Genomic DNA, 15,989 nt, shown 5'->3' with positions numbered 1-15,989 from the left:
AACCCGAGACTCTATGAAGAATCTCGGGACAAACGACTTATTTTGCGTCAGCGTACAATTTCGCAACATAATCCCAGTCGATGACGTGGAAGAATGCATTGATATAGTCAGGACGACGGTTTTGGTAGTTCAAGTAGTAAGCGTGCTCCCAAACGTCAAGTCCGAGGATTGGCGTAACACCTTCCATGATCGGTGAATCTTGGTTTGGTGTAGACGTCACTTCAAGTTTGCCGTTCTTCACGACGAGCCATGCCCATCCTGAACCGAAACGAGTAGTTGCAGCTTTTGTGAACTCGTCTTTGAATGCATCAAAGCTACCGAATGACTCGTCGATTGCAGCAGCGAGATCGCCAGAAGGTGTCCCGTTCTCGTTTTTCTTCAAGAGTTTCCAGAAGAACGAGTGGTTCCAGTGACCGCCACCATTGTTACGGACAGCAGTTTGAATGTCAGCAGGAAGCGAATCGATTTTTTGAAGCAAGTCTTCTAGTGAAGAGTACTCCACGTCTTTTCCTTCGAGTGCATTGTTTACGTTTGTGACGTAAGTGTTGTGGTGTTTCGTGTGGTGGATTTCCATCGTGCGTGCGTCAATGTGTGGTTCGAGTGCATCATATGCGTAATCAAGTTGTGGTAATTCAAATTTAGCCATTACTAAAATCCCCCTTAAAAGTGTTTTGAACAACGTTCGTTATAAATGTAACAGATTTGTGACGGTCGACTCAATTGTAATGCCTCACTCTACATCTTCTTCTGGTAACGCCCAGACCGAAATAGATCCCGCCGCCACTTTAAATACCCCAAATCCTTCCTCATCAATCTCAATTTTATCTTCTCGAGTATTCGTCAAGTCGACCCATGTTTCGCCAGCTCGCTCTTCCCCGACGAACATTCGCTTTTCAGCCTCGTCCGAAGTTGAGATGAGAACGGCACATCCTGAACGCTCGATCTCCTCTACACCTTTGCGTACCCAGCCGATGACGTTTGCATCATCGAAGTAATCATCCTGTTCCCCGTAAGCTTTTTCCCGACGGGCATAAAGAAGTGTATCAATGGCAAGTTTCATCCCATCAGTCGGGTGAGGGCCGTCGATGCCGTAGTAATCCCCATAGAAGACACATGGATAGCCATCTTTACGTAGCAAAACGAGACCGTATGCGATTTGCTTGAACCAATCTTTTACCCATGACTCGAGTGCCTCTTCAGGTTGTGAATCGTGATTGTCTACAAACGTCACTGAATGAAGTGGGTGTGACTGGACGAGCGTATCATCAAAAATGGTGCGCATATCGAATGCGGCCCCTTCCTCTGACGCCTGATGTAATTTATAGTGGAGCGGAACATCGAATAGATCGACATGGTAATCGATGTTATCAAGAAATTCACGGCATGCGTCAAGATCAGACTTCCAGAACTCTCCGACGAAATAGAATTGATCGCCTTTCTCTTCACGCATCGTTTGACTGAACTCTTTCACGAAGTCATAGTTGATGTGTTTGATTGCATCCAATCGGAATCCGTCACATTTCGTTTCCTCAATGAACCATTTACCCCAGCTCAACACTTCTTCCCGAACTTCAGGATGATGATAATCGATGTTTGCGAACATCAAATAGTCATAGACACCGAATTCGTCATCGACATTGTCGTTCCATCTTTTATTCTCTCCAACGATAAAGAAGATGCCAGAACGGTCTGTCGCTGCATCATAGTCGGTGCCGTTAAAATGTGTGAAGTCCCATTTAAATGTAGAATACTTCCCATCACGAGCTTCATAATCAAACTTCGTCCATCCTTCGATTTCAAAAGGCTCGTCAGACAGCACTTTCGTGCGATCATTTTGATCCACTTCGAGCACGTCAAACTTCTCGGTGGCATCCGCGCCTGCTTTATGGTTCATGACGACGTCCATATAAATTTGCATCCCTAGCTCTTGCTGACAATAGGTTGTCGCTTCAAGAAGCTCTTTTTTTGTTCCGTATTTCGTGGCAATCGATCCTTTTTGATCGAACTCACCTAAGTCATATAAGTCATAGATTCCGTATCCGGTATCTTGATCGCTTTGCCCTTTCGTGACAGGCGGTAACCAAAGCGCCGTAATCCCAGCTTTATTTAAATCTTCCGCTCTCTCTTTTAACCGCTTCCAATGTTTTTGATCCGCTTCGACATGCCATTCAAAAAACTGCATCATGGTATGATTTCGTTCCATTTTGTCCGCCTCATTTCATATTTTTCAAAAAACAAAATGCTAACGAGTATTTACCCACGAATTTTAGATTGAAAACAAAAAACAACTTTCACAAAATGAAAGTTGTTTCAAATGGACCCTGTAGGACTTGAACCTACGACCGGACGGTTATGAGCCGTCTGCTCTAACCAGCTGAGCTAAGGGTCCTTATAAGTAGCGGCGGAGGGAGTCGAACCCACGACCTCACGGGTATGAACCGTACGCTCTAGCCAGCTGAGCTACACCGCCATGTTGTTATACAGTAATAATATACTGAATATGCTCCATACTGTCAAGGGAAATTCCTTTCCATTGAAAAGAAAAGCACTCCAATACGTAGTTGGAGTGCCTCATCTTTATACCATCACTTCGTTCGCATCTTCGAGTGTGATTTCCGTGATGTTCATGGCATGGTCACCGATGCGCTCAAGGTTTGAGAGCATGTCGACGAAGAACATACCTGCTTGTCCATCACAAGCACCCGTGTTCAAACGAACAACGTGGTTTTTACGGAATTGTCGCTCGAGCATATCGAGTTTCGCTTCCATTTCGATGACTTTACGTGCTTCGACCATGTCACCACTTGCTAACGTCTGAAGTGATTTCTCTAACGTTTCGCGTGTGAGGTCGTACATTTCAGTCAATTCTTTTTGAGCATCTGCTGAAAGTGTCACTTTTGTAGCAGTCTTATAATCAATCAACTCAATGATGTTTTCAACGTGGTCACCGATTCGTTCGATATCGTTGATTGCATGCATGAGCGTCTTGTGCTCTTGTGATTCTTGCTCAGTCAAATCAACCGCAGCCAATTTAACGAGGTAATCTGTGATTTTCGCGTTCAACGAGTTTAACGCTTCTTCGATATGCGCAGACTTTTCAGAGTGTTTCTTATCTCCTGTTGTCAAATAGTTACGCGCTTCGTCGAGACCAAGTTTTGCGAAATCTCCCATGCGGATGACTTCGTATTTCGCTTGCTCGACTGCAATCGAAGGTGACTGTTGAATGAAGATCGGGTCTAAATGTTGTGCTTTCGTATCGACGATTGAGTCTTCACCTGGGACCAATTTCGTCACAATCCAAGCAATCGTTCCGATGAACCAGAACTGGATCAATGTGTTGACGACGTTAAACGTACCGTGAGCAAATGCAATTTGCATCTTGTCTTCGATTGCCAAGAAGTCTGTAATCCAATAAATATAGTTTGTGAACGGAATCAACAAAATCATGAAGATCGTCGTTCCGATTAAGTTAAAGATAACGTGTGCTGCAGCTGCGCGACGTGCGGCAACTGATGCACCGATCGATGCCAAAATGGCAGTGATTGTCGTACCGATGTTGTCACCAAACAATACGGGAAGAGCGGCATCCAAGTCGATTGAACCACCTGCATAGAGTTCTTGCAAAATTCCGATTGTTGCAGAAGATGACTGGACGATGACTGTAAATACAGTACCGACGATGACACCAAGGAACGGGTTGTCACTCATTGATTGCGTCAAGTCGATGAAATATTCGCTTGAACGAAGTGGTTTCATCCCACTTCCCATCAATTCAAGTCCATAGAACAACATCCCGAAGCCAAAGAAGATTTGACCGAGGTGTTGTAATTTTTCTTTTTTAAAGAAGAACAACAATACTGCACCGATTGCAATGATTGGAAGCGCATATGCACCAACATCGAATCCGATGATGAACGCCGTCACCGTCGTCCCGATGTTCGCCCCCATGATGACCCCGATTGCTTGACGGAGTGTCATGAACCCGGCGCTAACAAGTCCGACCGTAATGACGGTTGTACCTGAAGATGATTGAATCAATACAGTAACGATAATCCCGGCGAGTACACCGAGGAATGGATTCGTTGTATACTTATCAAGGATGTCGCGCAGGCGATTCCCTGCAGACTTTTGGAGTCCGTCTCCCATCGATTTGATCCCGAAGAGGAAGATCCCTAGACCTCCAAAAAACATGAATAACATTTCTTGCAAATTGTATTCCACGATTTTTGTACTCCTTTTAATTAAGAATTGGTTGGATTTGCTTGGTTTTTAATGCCCTACTCATTATGCCTTCATCGGCATCTTCATGTAAACACGTTTTATGTAAAAGTTTTATTAAAACACTGTACTAATTTTATCGTTTTTACGGATGTTGTAATATAACAGATTGGAGTTTTTAGCATGTTGTCTACCATTTTCACGTTTATTCGAACGAGCGTAGTGCCATCAAAACGAGCCCTTCGCCTCCGCCTCGCTCCGCTTCACGCCTATATGGGAGCCACTTTTGTATTGACGCTACTCATTACCATCTTGGACTTTATTGTGATCCGCCCTGACTTTTTCATTCCGATGTGGCTCTTCTTACACGGGTTCGCCATCTTCTTTTCCTATTTAATTTGGGTCGCCTTCATGGCTTTATATGTTCAATTATTTACAAGAGTCTATTCTAAAAACATGTGGGCTTACCGCCAAGCTTGGCCATACGCAGTGTCGATGACACTCGTTCCAACGATTTTATTAGTGATTTTGTATCACATGAACCCTTCATTGATATCGATTGGCTTTGTGATTGGACTTGGATATATCACCTATCCATTAACAAAAGTACCTCAAAAAAAACAACGACGAGCGTCTTCGTGAACGCTCGTCGTTGTTTTTTATTTTGGTGAAAGATCCTCAAGCGTTCGATTTAACGCCTCGCTTTGGCCTTCTAAATCTGCGCCTGCAGATCGTAAGGCAGATTGAACGTGTGACCACCGATTGACTCCCTCGCTCAGCTCTCCTAATTTTTGTTCAAGTAACGAACTGATTTCTCGTAGTTGCTCATTTGATTCGATTAAGTGTAAAAGCTGTCTACCTGTGTGTGAGGTATGATCTGTAATGGTTTGAAACTCACCTAACTGCACTTTGATTTCGTGATCGATCGTTCCAATTCCACTCTCTACTCGTGAAACAGCATCTTTTAATCCATGTACTTGATTGATAAAGTCATTGACTTCCCCTAATAAGTCCTTTCGCTCCTCGTTCAGCGCTTCGATTGCATGTACCGCGAGAAGTGTCGCTTCATTTGTCATTTTCGCTAAGTTCCCCACCTCACTGGCAACAACAGCAAATCCTTTCCCATGCTCGCCCGCTCTTGCCGCTTCGATTGATGCGTTTAGCGATAGCATCTTTGTGGCTGCCGAAACCGAGAGGATACTCTTCAGCGCTTCATCGGCTTTTGACGAGTTGGCTTCGCTTTCGATTAGTTTTTGCTGAATATTCCCCACTTGGTGTTCAACATACTCACTTGCGTTTTTGACAGAAGAAAATGTTTCAAGTTCATCATGTAAAATGGATTTCAAGCGATTCCCTCGCTCATCGACACTGTCCATTTGACGTCCAAGCATTTCGATTTGTTTGGTCACTTCCTTCATTTTTGATGTAGAGTCGCTCGTTACCATCTGATACGAATCACTCGTATGTTCTACAGTGGTTGCGACTTCTTGGAACTGTTCCACTTGATGATGACTATTCATCAATTCCCGTTTAAAGACAGGAAGACTTTGATGGAAGGCATTTGCCGTCTTCCCCATCATTTCCATAGATTGATTCCATAAATGAATGAATATATTGAACTCAGTTTCGAGAATATGAATCTCCTTTGATTTTGCTCCGAGCGACACATCATCGAATCGGCGCGATTCTACGGCATGACGCAATGAATTGGCAAGTATACTCAACGGTCTGACTTCGCGCTGAATCAATCGTGTAAATAGGATTGCCATCCCGATCATCGAAATCAATAAGATATAAATGATCAATCGTCGTAGCTCATTCATCGGACCAAGTGTCGATTCTTTCGTTACGACGAGAACATAATCCGCTTTCAACTCAGGAATGGAGATAGATGCCATTAAGTATCGCTCCGTTTCTGTCACTTCCGGTTTCGTCTTTGATGCGACTTTCTCCAAGGTGTCTGTTCTCTCCATCCCTTTTGGTCCACTCAATTGCTCAATAGACTGTCCACGCACTAAAAATTGTGCGGCTTCGAATTCATCTCCTGATAGAATAGAAGCTTGTTGCATATATGTAGATTTTAATGAACGATTTAGTTGCTTCTCGTTTGCAACGTATGCACTGTAGGACGTCTTCACCGATTCTCGCATGACCGTGACTTCCCGCACGAGACGTTGCTCGATTTCTGCGGACAATAGTTGTTCAGACTTTAATGCGAACCAACCAAACGTCATGATAAAAACTAGTAAAATAATCGGCATGAGCGTCCATTGGAGGCGGTGTGCCATTTTATAATGTCGATTCGGTCGATTGTTTTCTCTCGCTTCCTTCATTTGATTCCGTTTGAAGCCCCATTTCATATGTTGCCACCTCTTTTTCTATTCTCGCCTTTATATCGGTCTTGAGACGGTGGAAAATTATGAAGTAGATGTTAAGATAACGTTAGAGTTTGTAAAGAGCACACATCTGTTACGCATCCTAGATGCTTTTTCACATTCTTTTCGTTATGATAATGAAGAAACCTTATTTTCTTAAATCGATTGGAATCTTTCCAAAAGAAGGAGATTACGTATATGTCAGAAATTTTGCATCGTTCATTAACTCGTCCGATTCGCGTCGGTAATTTGATTATCGGAGGATCGAACGAAGTCGTCATTCAATCTATGACTACAACAAAAACTCACGACGTCGAGGCGACAGTCGCCGAGATTAAGCGTCTAGAAGAGGCTGGGTGTCAAGTTGTTCGCGTGGCATGTCCAGACGAACGTGCAGCTGACGCACTCGCTGAAATCAAGAGCCGTATTAACATCCCGCTCGTTGTCGATATTCACTTCGACTACAAGCTTGCCCTAAAAGCCATCGAAAGTGGCGTCGATAAAATTCGAATCAACCCAGGTAACATCGGTCGCCGCGAAAAAGTAGAAGCGGTCGTAAACGCCGCGAAGGCAAAAGGAATTCCGATTCGAATCGGTGTCAATGCCGGGTCACTCGAGAAACAATTCCTTGAAAAGTATGGTTACCCGACTGCTCAAGGAATGGTCGAGAGTGCGATGCACCACGTGAAAATTCTCGAAGACCTCGGATTCTACAACACGATCATTTCACTCAAAGCTTCTGACGTGAACTTGGCGCTTGAAGCGTATACGCTCGCTGCGAAGACGTTTGATTACCCGCTCCATGTCGGGATCACAGAATCAGGTCCACTTTTCTCTGGTTCATTGAAATCAGCAGCTGGGCTTGGCGCGATCCTCTCACTCGGAATCGGTTCAACGGTTCGTGTCTCTCTTTCAGATGACCCAGTCGAAGAGGTAAAAGTTGCGAAAGAAGTGCTCAAGTCATTTGGTCTTGCAGCAAATGCCGCAACATTAATCTCTTGTCCGACGTGTGGTCGAATCGAAATCGATTTGATCTCGATCGCGAAAGAAGTAGAAGAATATATTCAAAACATTAACGTCAACATTAAAGTTGCTGTTCTCGGTTGCGCGGTAAACGGTCCTGGTGAAGCCCGTGAGGCTGACATCGGTATCGCTGGTGCCCGCAATGAAGGTCTTCTTTTCCGCCATGGTAAGATTATCCGTAAAGTTCCTGAAGCCACGATGGTTGAGGAATTGAAAAAAGAAATCGACGCCATTGCTGCTGAGAAGATGGCTGAGCGCGAGCGTGAAGAACAAGAGCTTGCTAATCAATCAAATTAATGAATCACCTTACCCGCACGGTTGCAACCGTGCGGGTTTTTGATAGAATAGAGGGCATGTGAGGAGGAGTGATGAGATGCGAATCGGTATTGATTTAGATGGAACCGTAACAGACCCTAGAAGTTGCTTTATATATATGAATGAATCACTTGGTTACTCCATTGACTATCATCGTGCGACAGAGTATGAACTGCATACGTACACCACGATGGAACAGCATGAGTTTTGGAAGTTTATGATTGAAGAAGGACATGAGGAAGCAATCTATCGTCGTTCCCTTCCCCATTCCGATGTATTGGACGTATTGTGGGAGTTGAAACAACAACATCACCTTCACTACGTCACTGCAAGGAGCGAAGCGGTTCGTCCTGTTACAGAAGAATGGATTACGAGTCACCGACTTCCACTCGATTCGCTCGTGATGACCGGATCACACGATAAAATCAATGTCGTCAAAGACTTGTCACTCGAATTATTCATGGAGGACCGTTATGAGAATGCGGTATCCATCCACGAAGAAACGTCTATCCCCGTCCTATTGTTCGATGCACCTTACAATCGGAAAGCACTGCCTAAAGGTGTGACACGCATCTCAACATGGCGTGAGGCACATCACCAGATTGCGCATATCGAAAAACAAATGGTTCTTAACCAACGCTAAAAGGCAATCCCGTTCAGCTAACGGGATTGCCTTTTTTAATTAGATGCGGCCGAGTTCTTCAATCACGTCACTTGCGAGTACACTTGCTGGATGAATCGTTTGACTGATCGATTCAGCTGCGAGCGCATGCCAAAGGACTGCTTGTTCATTTGGTGACCATGACCCACCTTCTCTCGCCCATAATGCGAGCAAAATTCCTGTCAACACGTCGCCGCTCCCTCCTTTGGCTAAGGCAGAGGCTTCCACTGTATTGACCGCGCCTGTTCCATCGGGTGCCACGATAAGGGTATACGTCCCTTTTAAAATCAGGTGGACACGGTGCTCTATTGCAAATTCGGCAGCAATGGTGAAACGGTCACTTTCAATCTCTTCAACTGATCGACCTGTCAATTTAGAAAATTCACCAGGGTGCGGCGTGAGGATGAGCGGTCCTCGTGCTTCAAGTCGCTTCGTCGATAGTGCACCCGCGTCAACGATGACGGGGCACGATTGCCGAGTCACTTGTTGCCAAATCAAGTCCAAACCCTCACCTTCCACCATTCCAGGACCGATTGCAATCGCGTCGTATGTTTTTTCCAAGAGATCCGTATGCTGGTCGTACATCGCTTCAGGTAACGTCGAAATGAGAGGACTCGCCTCCCTTGGGATCGAGAGGTTTAACAAGCCAATCCCGGAGCGAAGTGCTGCGCGGCCCGCCATAAATGGGGCTCCGAGGAGATGACGACTTCCCCCAATCAATATGCCGTGCCCATAATCCGTTTTATGACTGAATCGCTCTCTCTCTAAAAGCGATTGATCAAAATCAGATTCGGTCAATACGTTCCAGTCCGATGTATGCGGGAGCCCGATATCGATTCGTTCGAGCTGTCCAAAATAAGGTGCAGTGCGGTTTAAAAAAGCTGTCCGCTTATAGCCATGTAAAGAATAAGTATAGGTCGCCTGAACAGCCAGGCCATCAAACTCACGAGCGTGGTCACTCGGCATACCGGAAGGAATGTCAATCGACAACACCTCTGCCGATTGTTCATTGATCCATTCAATGACATCTCTCGCTTTTCCTGAAACGGGTCCTGAGAGTCCGACACCGAACAACGCATCGATGATGATGTCCGTAGTAATCGGTTGCTCAATAATTTGAACGAATGATGCCGCATAAGTCGCGTGCGTCGATGCCGCCTCCGATTTACTTTCACCGAGTGGTGACCAAACGCTCACGTTGTGACCTTTCACCGCAAGTTCCCTCGCGACAACCCATCCATCTCCGCCGTTATTGCCTTTTCCACAAATCACTAGAATTGTTGAAGAGGAATCTATCTGCATCTTCGGCACGATTGCCGAAGCCGCTCGTTCCATCAATACTGTATCGGGCATCCCGTTTTGACTGGCGGTTTGATCGATCTGTTTGATTTCTTTCGCTGTGTAAATCATCTGACTTCCCCCTTTCGATACAAAAAAGGGATTGAATCAATTCAATCCCTTTTGCTTACATTCTTTACAATACCCGTATATCTCAAATTTATGATCGACCACTTCAAATTCAGGATCCACTGTCTCTACAAAACGCATCGGACACAAATCGAGTAGCTTTGTCTTTCCGCAACTTCGACAAATCAAATGGTGATGATGGTGCGAAGCGCTACATGTGACGCGAAACGACTTTTCGCCTTCAAGCTCTGTCGCTTCGAGTAGCCCTTCCTCAGCGAAAGATTTGAGGTTTCGATAAACCGTATCAAAACTCATCGTCGGATGCTTATCCCGCATATATTCCAGTACGTCTTTAGCACTGACGTAGCGATCTTCTTCAGAGAGAAAGGCGTACATCTCAAGACGTTTCGGCGTAACTTTTAAAGAAGATGCACGAAGACGATTCAATTGTTCAGTCTCATTCATGTTGTACCTCCTTTTTCCTGAAACTCATCACTTTCTCAAGAATCATGACACCCGCCAAGATACCGACCGCGATCAACACGATGACCCCACCTGGTGCGACATCAAGGTCGTAAGCAAGGACGAGTCCACCGATTGTCGCAACTTCACCAAAGATGATGGACCAAAGGATTGTCTGTTTGAAACTTGAGGTGAAACGTAACGCCGCTGCGACAGGTAGCGTAATCAAACTTGATACGAGAAGCGTGCCGACGATTCGCATACTGACAGCGATGACAAGTGCCACAATGAACATGAATAACATATGGAGCATTGTGCTCGGAAGTCCCGAGACTTTCGCTTGTTCTTCATCAAATGACAAGAACAGTAACTGTTTATAGAAGATAAAGATCACAAGGACCGTTAAGATCGCCACACTGACAATCAAGGTGATATCTGACTGACTCACTGCGGAGATTGATCCGAATAATAACGTCGACAAATCAACGGAGAATCCTCTTGAGAGCGAGATGAAAATAGCGCTCAGTCCCATCCCAGCTGACATCATGATGGGAATCGATAATTCTTGAAAGTGAACATATTTACTTCGTAACCAGTTGAGTCCGAGCGCCGCTAATACCGAAATCAACGTTCCCATATAGAGAGGATTGAGATCAGCGAATAAGGCGATGTATTGCCCGAGAAATAAGCTGAATGAAATACCGGCAAGCGTCATATGTGACAGGGCATCGGCAATCAAACTCATTCGTCTAACGACGATAAACGAACCGATGAGCGGTGCTGTGAAACCAATGACGAGCGCTGCAATGAACGCATAACGTAAAAAACTGTATGTCCAAAGGTCTGCAATCATGTCGTACCCTCATGGACAAGCACTTTCACAGGATATGGTTTAATGGATGACGCCAGTTCACCGAGCTCGCTATATTCTCGAAGACCACAATTACATGCCAAACGCCCACGGTCGAGATGGACGACTTTCGTGACGAGGTCTGTCACGACGTTTAAATCGTGGGTGACGAGAACGAACGTACACGTTGTATGTTCCCTGAGCATATGCAGCACTTCATAAAAGTCTTGTAAGTGTTTCTGGTCCACACCAACCGTAGGCTCGTCTAAAATCAATAAGTCAGGCTGATTGACCATCGCCCGCGCGATAAAGACACGCTGTTGTTGCCCTCCTGACAAGTCCCCGATTTTACGATGGCGGAACTGCCACATGTTGACCGTCTCAAGCGCATTTTGAATCGCTGCCTGATCTTCCATTTTTAGACGTTTGAATAAACCGAGGCGGCCATATCTCCCCATCGCCACAACTTCTTCAACGGTAACCGGGAATCCCGAGTTAAATGAAGCCGCTTTTTGGGAAACGTAACTGATACGAGACTTGTCTTTAAACTGCGAAATTGGCTTGCCGAACAGTTCAACAGACCCTTGTTGTGGTTGTAGTAAACCAAGAATCGTTCGAATCAATGTCGACTTCCCAGAACCGTTTTCTCCAACGATGGCGACGAAGTCCCCTTGTCGAATATCAATCGAAACTTGTTGTAAGGCCGGTGTCCCATCATAGTAATAAGACACATCATTTAATTTGACGACGGATGCTGTCATCTAATCCCTTCTCTCATTTGATAAATCGTAATCATTTCTACTTTCTAGGCGTTTGTATTATACAGAATATCCGACACGCCTTCAAGCGAGACCTTTTTCGCCAATCTAATTGTTTAAAATTCACGTAAATCATATGTTCGTCCAAAACCTTGTCGATTACACTAAGAATATGAAGGGGATGGTTTTATGGTAAAGAAACTGGCAGTCATTGATATCGGATCCAACTCGATTCGGAATGTCATCTTTGAAGTCAATGAGGAAGGACAATATTTCGAGCGCTTAAACGTGAAAGAAGTAGCTCGTTTATCTAGTCACATTAGTGACTCGAATGAAATGACGGAGGACGGAATCGCTGCTTTGATTGATACGCTACGCCATTTTAAAGAATTGAACGATTATCATATCGTTACAGATGTGCTTCCTGTCGCGACAGCGGCTATCCGAAATGCAAACAATTCGGATGATATCTTACAGCAAGTGAAAAACGCTACGGGTATGACGATTCGCTTGCTAAGTGATTATGAAGAAGCATTCTATGGGTACTCTGCCATTGTCAATTCGACGTATGTTGAAGACGGTTACTCTGTCGATATCGGTGGGGGATCAATGGAGGTCACCTATTTCCAGAATCGTGAGCTTGTCTTTTATCATAGCTTCCCGTTTGGTGCTGTCACCTTGACGAAAGAGTTCATGAAAGACGATACGATGACAAAAGACGAACGCAAAGCGTTGACCTCATACTTAAAGAAAGCATTTAAGGAAATCGAATGGTTAGAACCTCATGGTGTCCCACTTGTCGGCGTCGGAGGGACAGCACGTAACTTAGTTCGCGTCGAACAGACCATGTCGAATTTCCCACTTGAAGGAATCCATCAATATACGATTTCATCCGATCAACTCGAAGAAGTCGTGGATGAGCTCGTCGGCATGTCGAGCAAGCAACTCGGGCGAATGGATGGACTGTCAAAAGATCGGGTCGACATCATCGCCCCGGCTGTGACAGCAATCGGTGAGCTTGCGAAATATTTGAAAGTTCCGGAATTCACGATGAGCAATAACGGACTTCGAGAAGGATTGTTTTATGAGAACTATTTACATGAGCATGATAAAGTGCGGTTTGCTGATGTGAAAGAAGAAAGCTTTCGACATTTTGAAAAACAATATGATGTGAACCCGACCCGCCACCAACACTTGATTCGATTGGCTCGTCAGCTGTATACCGGACTGATTGAAGAGAAGGCCATCAAACCGAAACCGTTCGAGCCTGGTCTACTCGAGGGTGCTTGTCGTCTCGCCTATGTCGGCGAATATATCGACCATAACAATAAGAGCGATCACACGTTCCATTTGATCACGACGAATGATTTTAAAGGGTTGAATAATGAAGACCGGCTCGCACTCGCGCTCGTTACTTCATTTAAATCAAAACGCGTGTTAGAACAACATATCGAGGCTTTTCCGAAGTGGTTTGACCACAAGTTGTTAAAGAGCCTCGAATTGCTCGGTTCGATTGTCAAACTTGTCGACGCGCTCGATTTGACCGAGCGTCAAATCGTCACGGACATCCACGTCTCTAGCTCAAAAGATGGTCTTATACTCTCACTTGATACGAACGGATCTGCCCGCTTTGAGTTGCAACGAAGCACCCGACACAAAAAGCACTTAGAACGCGCAATCGACCAATCGATTGAGATTGTCTTGAACGAGGAGGAATAAACATGCCCGACTACACGTACGAACATTTCAACAATCGGGAACTTAGCTGGCTCGACTTCAACGAGCGTGTCCTCGAAGAAGCGGTGGACGATCGAAATCCGCTCATGGAACGACTGAAGTTTCTAGCAATTTTCAGTTCAAACTTAGATGAGTTTTATATGGTTCGTGTCGGAGGTTTAAAAGATGAGGTGCTCGCGGGGTTTAATCGTCCGGAAGACAAGACCGGACTCACTCCGAAGCAACAGATTAAAGCCATCTCGATGCATGCTCAAGAACTTGTCGAGACACAATATGCGACGTATAAGAAAATCACGAAACAATTATCCAATCAAAACGTGCGCTTTTTGCGGACGAAACATTTGAACAAGACGCAACAAGACTTTGTGAAAGAGTATTTCCGGACGCATGTATTTCCTGTCCTCACCCCAATTGCGGTGGATGCCTATCGTCCTTTCCCGATGCTGTTATCAAAATCATTAAATATTGCCGTTGAAATCGCTTCGAATGACGAAGGGAAAAAGCGACTCGCCCTCGTTCAAGTACCTTCTGTCCTACCCCGTTATCTTGAACTGCCTACAGATGACGAGGAACATACCGATTTGATTTTGCTCGAAGATTTGATCATTCAATTTATCGATTCCCTATTTAAAGGGTTTGTCGTCGAATCGACGATGCCGTTCCGGATCACCCGTAACGCGGATATGCCTTTCCATGAGGAAGGGAGTCGCGATGTGTTGAAACAAATTGAAAAAGAGCTGAAAAAACGTCGCTATGGGGTCGCCATCCGGCTCGAAGTGCAGCAACGCTCATTACGAAAAGAACTGTTATTCATGCTTCAAGATGTGCTTGATTTGCACGACCGTGACATTTTCATTGTGGATGGTCCGATTGATTTGACCTTCCTGTTCGGTATATATAGTCAAATCGGGATAGAATATGACGACATGATCAATGAGACGTTGATCCCATTTATCCCGGAAGGTCTCGAATCCGGAAAAGATTTATTCCAAAGTATCGCCAAACAAGATTATCTTCTTCACCACCCGTACCACTCGTTCGATCCAATCGTACGATTCATCGTCCAAGCCGCTAAAGATCCGAACGTACTGGCGATTAAACAAACGCTGTATCGGGTCTCCGGTGACTCTCCGATTATCAAGGCCTTGACCGATGCGGCCGAGAGCGGTAAACAAGTGACCGTCCTCGTCGAATTGAAAGCACGATTTGACGAAGAGAAAAATATTCAATGGGCCAAACAACTTGAAAAAGCAGGCGCCCACGTCATTTACGGTTACAAAGAACTTAAGACGCATTCAAAAATCACACTCGTCGTACGTATTTTAGAAGGTGGTGTGTTGCAACGATTCATTCACCTCGGAACGGGCAACTATAATGACTCTACAGCAAAACTGTACACAGATATTGGGCTCTTGACGACAAACGAGGAACTTGCCGAGGATGCCACGAACTTCTTCAACTGGCTCTCCGGTTATGGAGAGCGACCATCTTGGCACCAATTCGAGACGTCACCTGATGATATGAAAGACTTCTTCCTCAACAAAATTGAAGATGAAATCAAACTACACGAGAAGTATGGGAATGGTAGAATCGTTGCGAAGATGAATTCGATTACAGACCGGGCCATCATCACAAAATTATATGATGCTTCGTCTGCAGGTGTAAAAATCGACTTGATTGTTCGAGGAATCTGTTGTTTACGCCCCGGAATTAAAGGTGTCTCTGAAAACATTCGAGTCATCTCCATCATTGATCGCTATCTCGAACATTCACGTATCTTTTATTTTTATCAAAATGGTAAAGAAGACTTGTATTGTTCTTCTGCAGACTGGATGACGCGCAATATGAAGAAGCGAATCGAGATTCTCTTCCCGATTCTCAATGCATCACATAAAACATACATCAAAGATATGATGGCACTGCAACTTGTCGATAACGTGAAGGCGAGAAGGCAACGTTCCGACGGACGTTATGTATATGTGAAACGGGAGAACAATGAAGAAGAGATTCAATCTCAAATCATCATTCACCAATATACGGGAGGACGCTGGAACAACATCCCTAGCGTGTTCGAGCGAGAACCTTCAAACTGGGCTGAGCGCGAAGTTTTACGACTCCGAGCTGAAAATGAGAAAATGACGGATGACTGATGTTAGACTTCTCAAAAGGGAAAAGTCATTGTA

The 15,989-nt window shown here is 44.9% G+C and carries 13 protein-coding genes and 2 tRNA genes; 5 read left to right on the top strand and 10 right to left on the bottom strand.

Annotated elements, in window-relative coordinates; genetic code table 11:
* Positions 1-37 precede the first annotated feature (37 nt).
* The 5 genes from AC5LIL_RS05820 to AC5LIL_RS05800 all read right to left on the bottom strand — a co-directional run bounded on the left by AC5LIL_RS05820 (position 38) and on the right by AC5LIL_RS05800 (position 4,221).
* Positions 38-646, bottom strand: coding sequence for a superoxide dismutase (locus AC5LIL_RS05820; protein ID WP_074033338.1), 609 nt, complete (start codon positions 644-646; stop codon positions 38-40).
* Between the two features lie 84 nt (positions 647-730).
* Entirely contained in the window at positions 731-2,203 is a 1,473-nt protein-coding gene (locus AC5LIL_RS05815; RefSeq protein ID WP_499825199.1) for an alpha-amylase, read from the bottom strand.
* Positions 2,204-2,315: 112 nt separating this feature from the next.
* Positions 2,316-2,389 (bottom strand) — tRNA-Ile (locus tag AC5LIL_RS05810).
* 7 nt (positions 2,390-2,396) lie between these two features.
* Positions 2,397-2,470 (bottom strand) — tRNA-Met (locus tag AC5LIL_RS05805).
* 107 nt (positions 2,471-2,577) lie between these two features.
* Positions 2,578-4,221 (bottom strand): Na/Pi cotransporter family protein, encoded by a 1,644-nt coding sequence (locus AC5LIL_RS05800; RefSeq protein ID WP_499825198.1) that lies wholly within the window; start codon positions 4,219-4,221, stop codon positions 2,578-2,580.
* 180 nt (positions 4,222-4,401) lie between these two features.
* On the opposite strand from AC5LIL_RS05800, the gene AC5LIL_RS05795 reads away from it, so the two are divergent.
* Positions 4,402-4,860 carry a hypothetical protein gene (locus AC5LIL_RS05795; protein WP_499825197.1) on the top strand — a complete coding sequence of 153 codons (459 nt, stop codon included), beginning with the start codon at positions 4,402-4,404 and terminating at the stop codon, positions 4,858-4,860.
* A gap of 17 nt (positions 4,861-4,877) precedes the next feature.
* On the opposite strand, the gene AC5LIL_RS05790 is transcribed toward AC5LIL_RS05795, so the two are convergent.
* On the bottom strand, positions 4,878-6,578 hold the full coding sequence (locus AC5LIL_RS05790) for a methyl-accepting chemotaxis protein (RefSeq protein WP_499825196.1): 1,701 nt from the start codon (positions 6,576-6,578) through the stop codon (positions 4,878-4,880).
* A 213-nt stretch (positions 6,579-6,791) separates the two neighbouring features.
* Between AC5LIL_RS05790 and ispG the strand changes: the two genes are divergently transcribed.
* Together ispG and AC5LIL_RS05780 are read left to right on the top strand one after the other, a co-directional pair.
* Complete coding sequence (gene ispG, locus AC5LIL_RS05785) at positions 6,792-7,913, top strand: flavodoxin-dependent (E)-4-hydroxy-3-methylbut-2-enyl-diphosphate synthase (protein ID WP_074033343.1); 1,122 nt, start codon at positions 6,792-6,794, stop codon at positions 7,911-7,913.
* Positions 7,914-7,989: 76 nt separating this feature from the next.
* On the top strand, positions 7,990-8,574 hold the full coding sequence (locus tag AC5LIL_RS05780) for a hypothetical protein (protein WP_214782330.1): 585 nt from the start codon (positions 7,990-7,992) through the stop codon (positions 8,572-8,574).
* A gap of 39 nt (positions 8,575-8,613) precedes the next feature.
* On the opposite strand, the gene AC5LIL_RS05775 is transcribed toward AC5LIL_RS05780, so the two are convergent.
* The 4 genes from AC5LIL_RS05775 to AC5LIL_RS05760 are packed head-to-tail and all read right to left on the bottom strand — an operon-like array spanning position 8,614 to position 12,072.
* Positions 8,614-10,002, bottom strand: coding sequence for an NAD(P)H-hydrate dehydratase (locus AC5LIL_RS05775; protein ID WP_499825195.1), 1,389 nt, complete (start codon positions 10,000-10,002; stop codon positions 8,614-8,616).
* Positions 10,003-10,038: 36 nt separating this feature from the next.
* Entirely contained in the window at positions 10,039-10,464 is a 426-nt protein-coding gene (locus AC5LIL_RS05770) for a Fur family transcriptional regulator (RefSeq protein WP_214747940.1), read from the bottom strand.
* Entirely contained in the window at positions 10,457-11,314 is an 858-nt protein-coding gene (locus AC5LIL_RS05765; protein WP_214782324.1) for a metal ABC transporter permease, read from the bottom strand. The genes AC5LIL_RS05770 and AC5LIL_RS05765 overlap by 8 nt, the downstream gene beginning before the upstream one ends.
* Positions 11,311-12,072 (bottom strand): metal ABC transporter ATP-binding protein, encoded by a 762-nt coding sequence (locus AC5LIL_RS05760; RefSeq protein ID WP_214693061.1) that lies wholly within the window; start codon positions 12,070-12,072, stop codon positions 11,311-11,313. Before AC5LIL_RS05760 ends, AC5LIL_RS05765 begins: the two co-directional genes overlap by 4 nt.
* 186 nt (positions 12,073-12,258) lie before the next feature.
* On the opposite strand from AC5LIL_RS05760, the gene AC5LIL_RS05755 reads away from it, so the two are divergent.
* Positions 12,259-13,788: a Ppx/GppA phosphatase family protein gene (locus AC5LIL_RS05755; RefSeq protein ID WP_499825194.1), complete on the top strand. Its 1,530-nt coding sequence runs from the start codon at positions 12,259-12,261 to the stop codon at positions 13,786-13,788.
* 2 nt (positions 13,789-13,790) lie between these two features.
* On the top strand, positions 13,791-15,956 hold the full coding sequence (locus AC5LIL_RS05750; protein ID WP_499825193.1) for an RNA degradosome polyphosphate kinase: 2,166 nt from the start codon (positions 13,791-13,793) through the stop codon (positions 15,954-15,956).
* Positions 15,957-15,989 lie beyond the last annotated feature (33 nt).

The organism is Exiguobacterium sp. RM11, assembly GCF_059821525.1.
Note: the sequence above shows the minus strand (reverse complement) of the source record. Positions and strands in the feature narration are given on the sequence as shown.

Bases quoted from the DNA above. Each gene is read 5' to 3' on its own strand.
- AC5LIL_RS05820 (WP_074033338.1), bottom strand. From the start codon at position 646: ATGGCTAAATTTGAATTACCACAACTTGATTACGCATATGATGCACTC.
- AC5LIL_RS05815 (WP_499825199.1), bottom strand. From the start codon at position 2,203: ATGGAACGAAATCATACCATGATGCAGTTTTTTGAATGGCATGTCGAA.
- AC5LIL_RS05795 (WP_499825197.1), top strand. From the start codon at position 4,402: ATGTTGTCTACCATTTTCACGTTTATTCGAACGAGCGTAGTGCCATCA.
- AC5LIL_RS05790 (WP_499825196.1), bottom strand. From the start codon at position 6,578: ATGAAATGGGGCTTCAAACGGAATCAAATGAAGGAAGCGAGAGAAAAC.
- ispG (WP_074033343.1), top strand. From the start codon at position 6,792: ATGTCAGAAATTTTGCATCGTTCATTAACTCGTCCGATTCGCGTCGGT.
- AC5LIL_RS05780 (WP_214782330.1), top strand. From the start codon at position 7,990: ATGCGAATCGGTATTGATTTAGATGGAACCGTAACAGACCCTAGAAGT.
- AC5LIL_RS05775 (WP_499825195.1), bottom strand. From the start codon at position 10,002: ATGATTTACACAGCGAAAGAAATCAAACAGATCGATCAAACCGCCAGT.
- AC5LIL_RS05770 (WP_214747940.1), bottom strand. From the start codon at position 10,464: ATGAATGAGACTGAACAATTGAATCGTCTTCGTGCATCTTCTTTAAAA.
- AC5LIL_RS05765 (WP_214782324.1), bottom strand. From the start codon at position 11,314: ATGATTGCAGACCTTTGGACATACAGTTTTTTACGTTATGCGTTCATT.
- AC5LIL_RS05760 (WP_214693061.1), bottom strand. From the start codon at position 12,072: ATGACAGCATCCGTCGTCAAATTAAATGATGTGTCTTATTACTATGAT.
- AC5LIL_RS05755 (WP_499825194.1), top strand. From the start codon at position 12,259: ATGGTAAAGAAACTGGCAGTCATTGATATCGGATCCAACTCGATTCGG.
- AC5LIL_RS05750 (WP_499825193.1), top strand. From the start codon at position 13,791: ATGCCCGACTACACGTACGAACATTTCAACAATCGGGAACTTAGCTGG.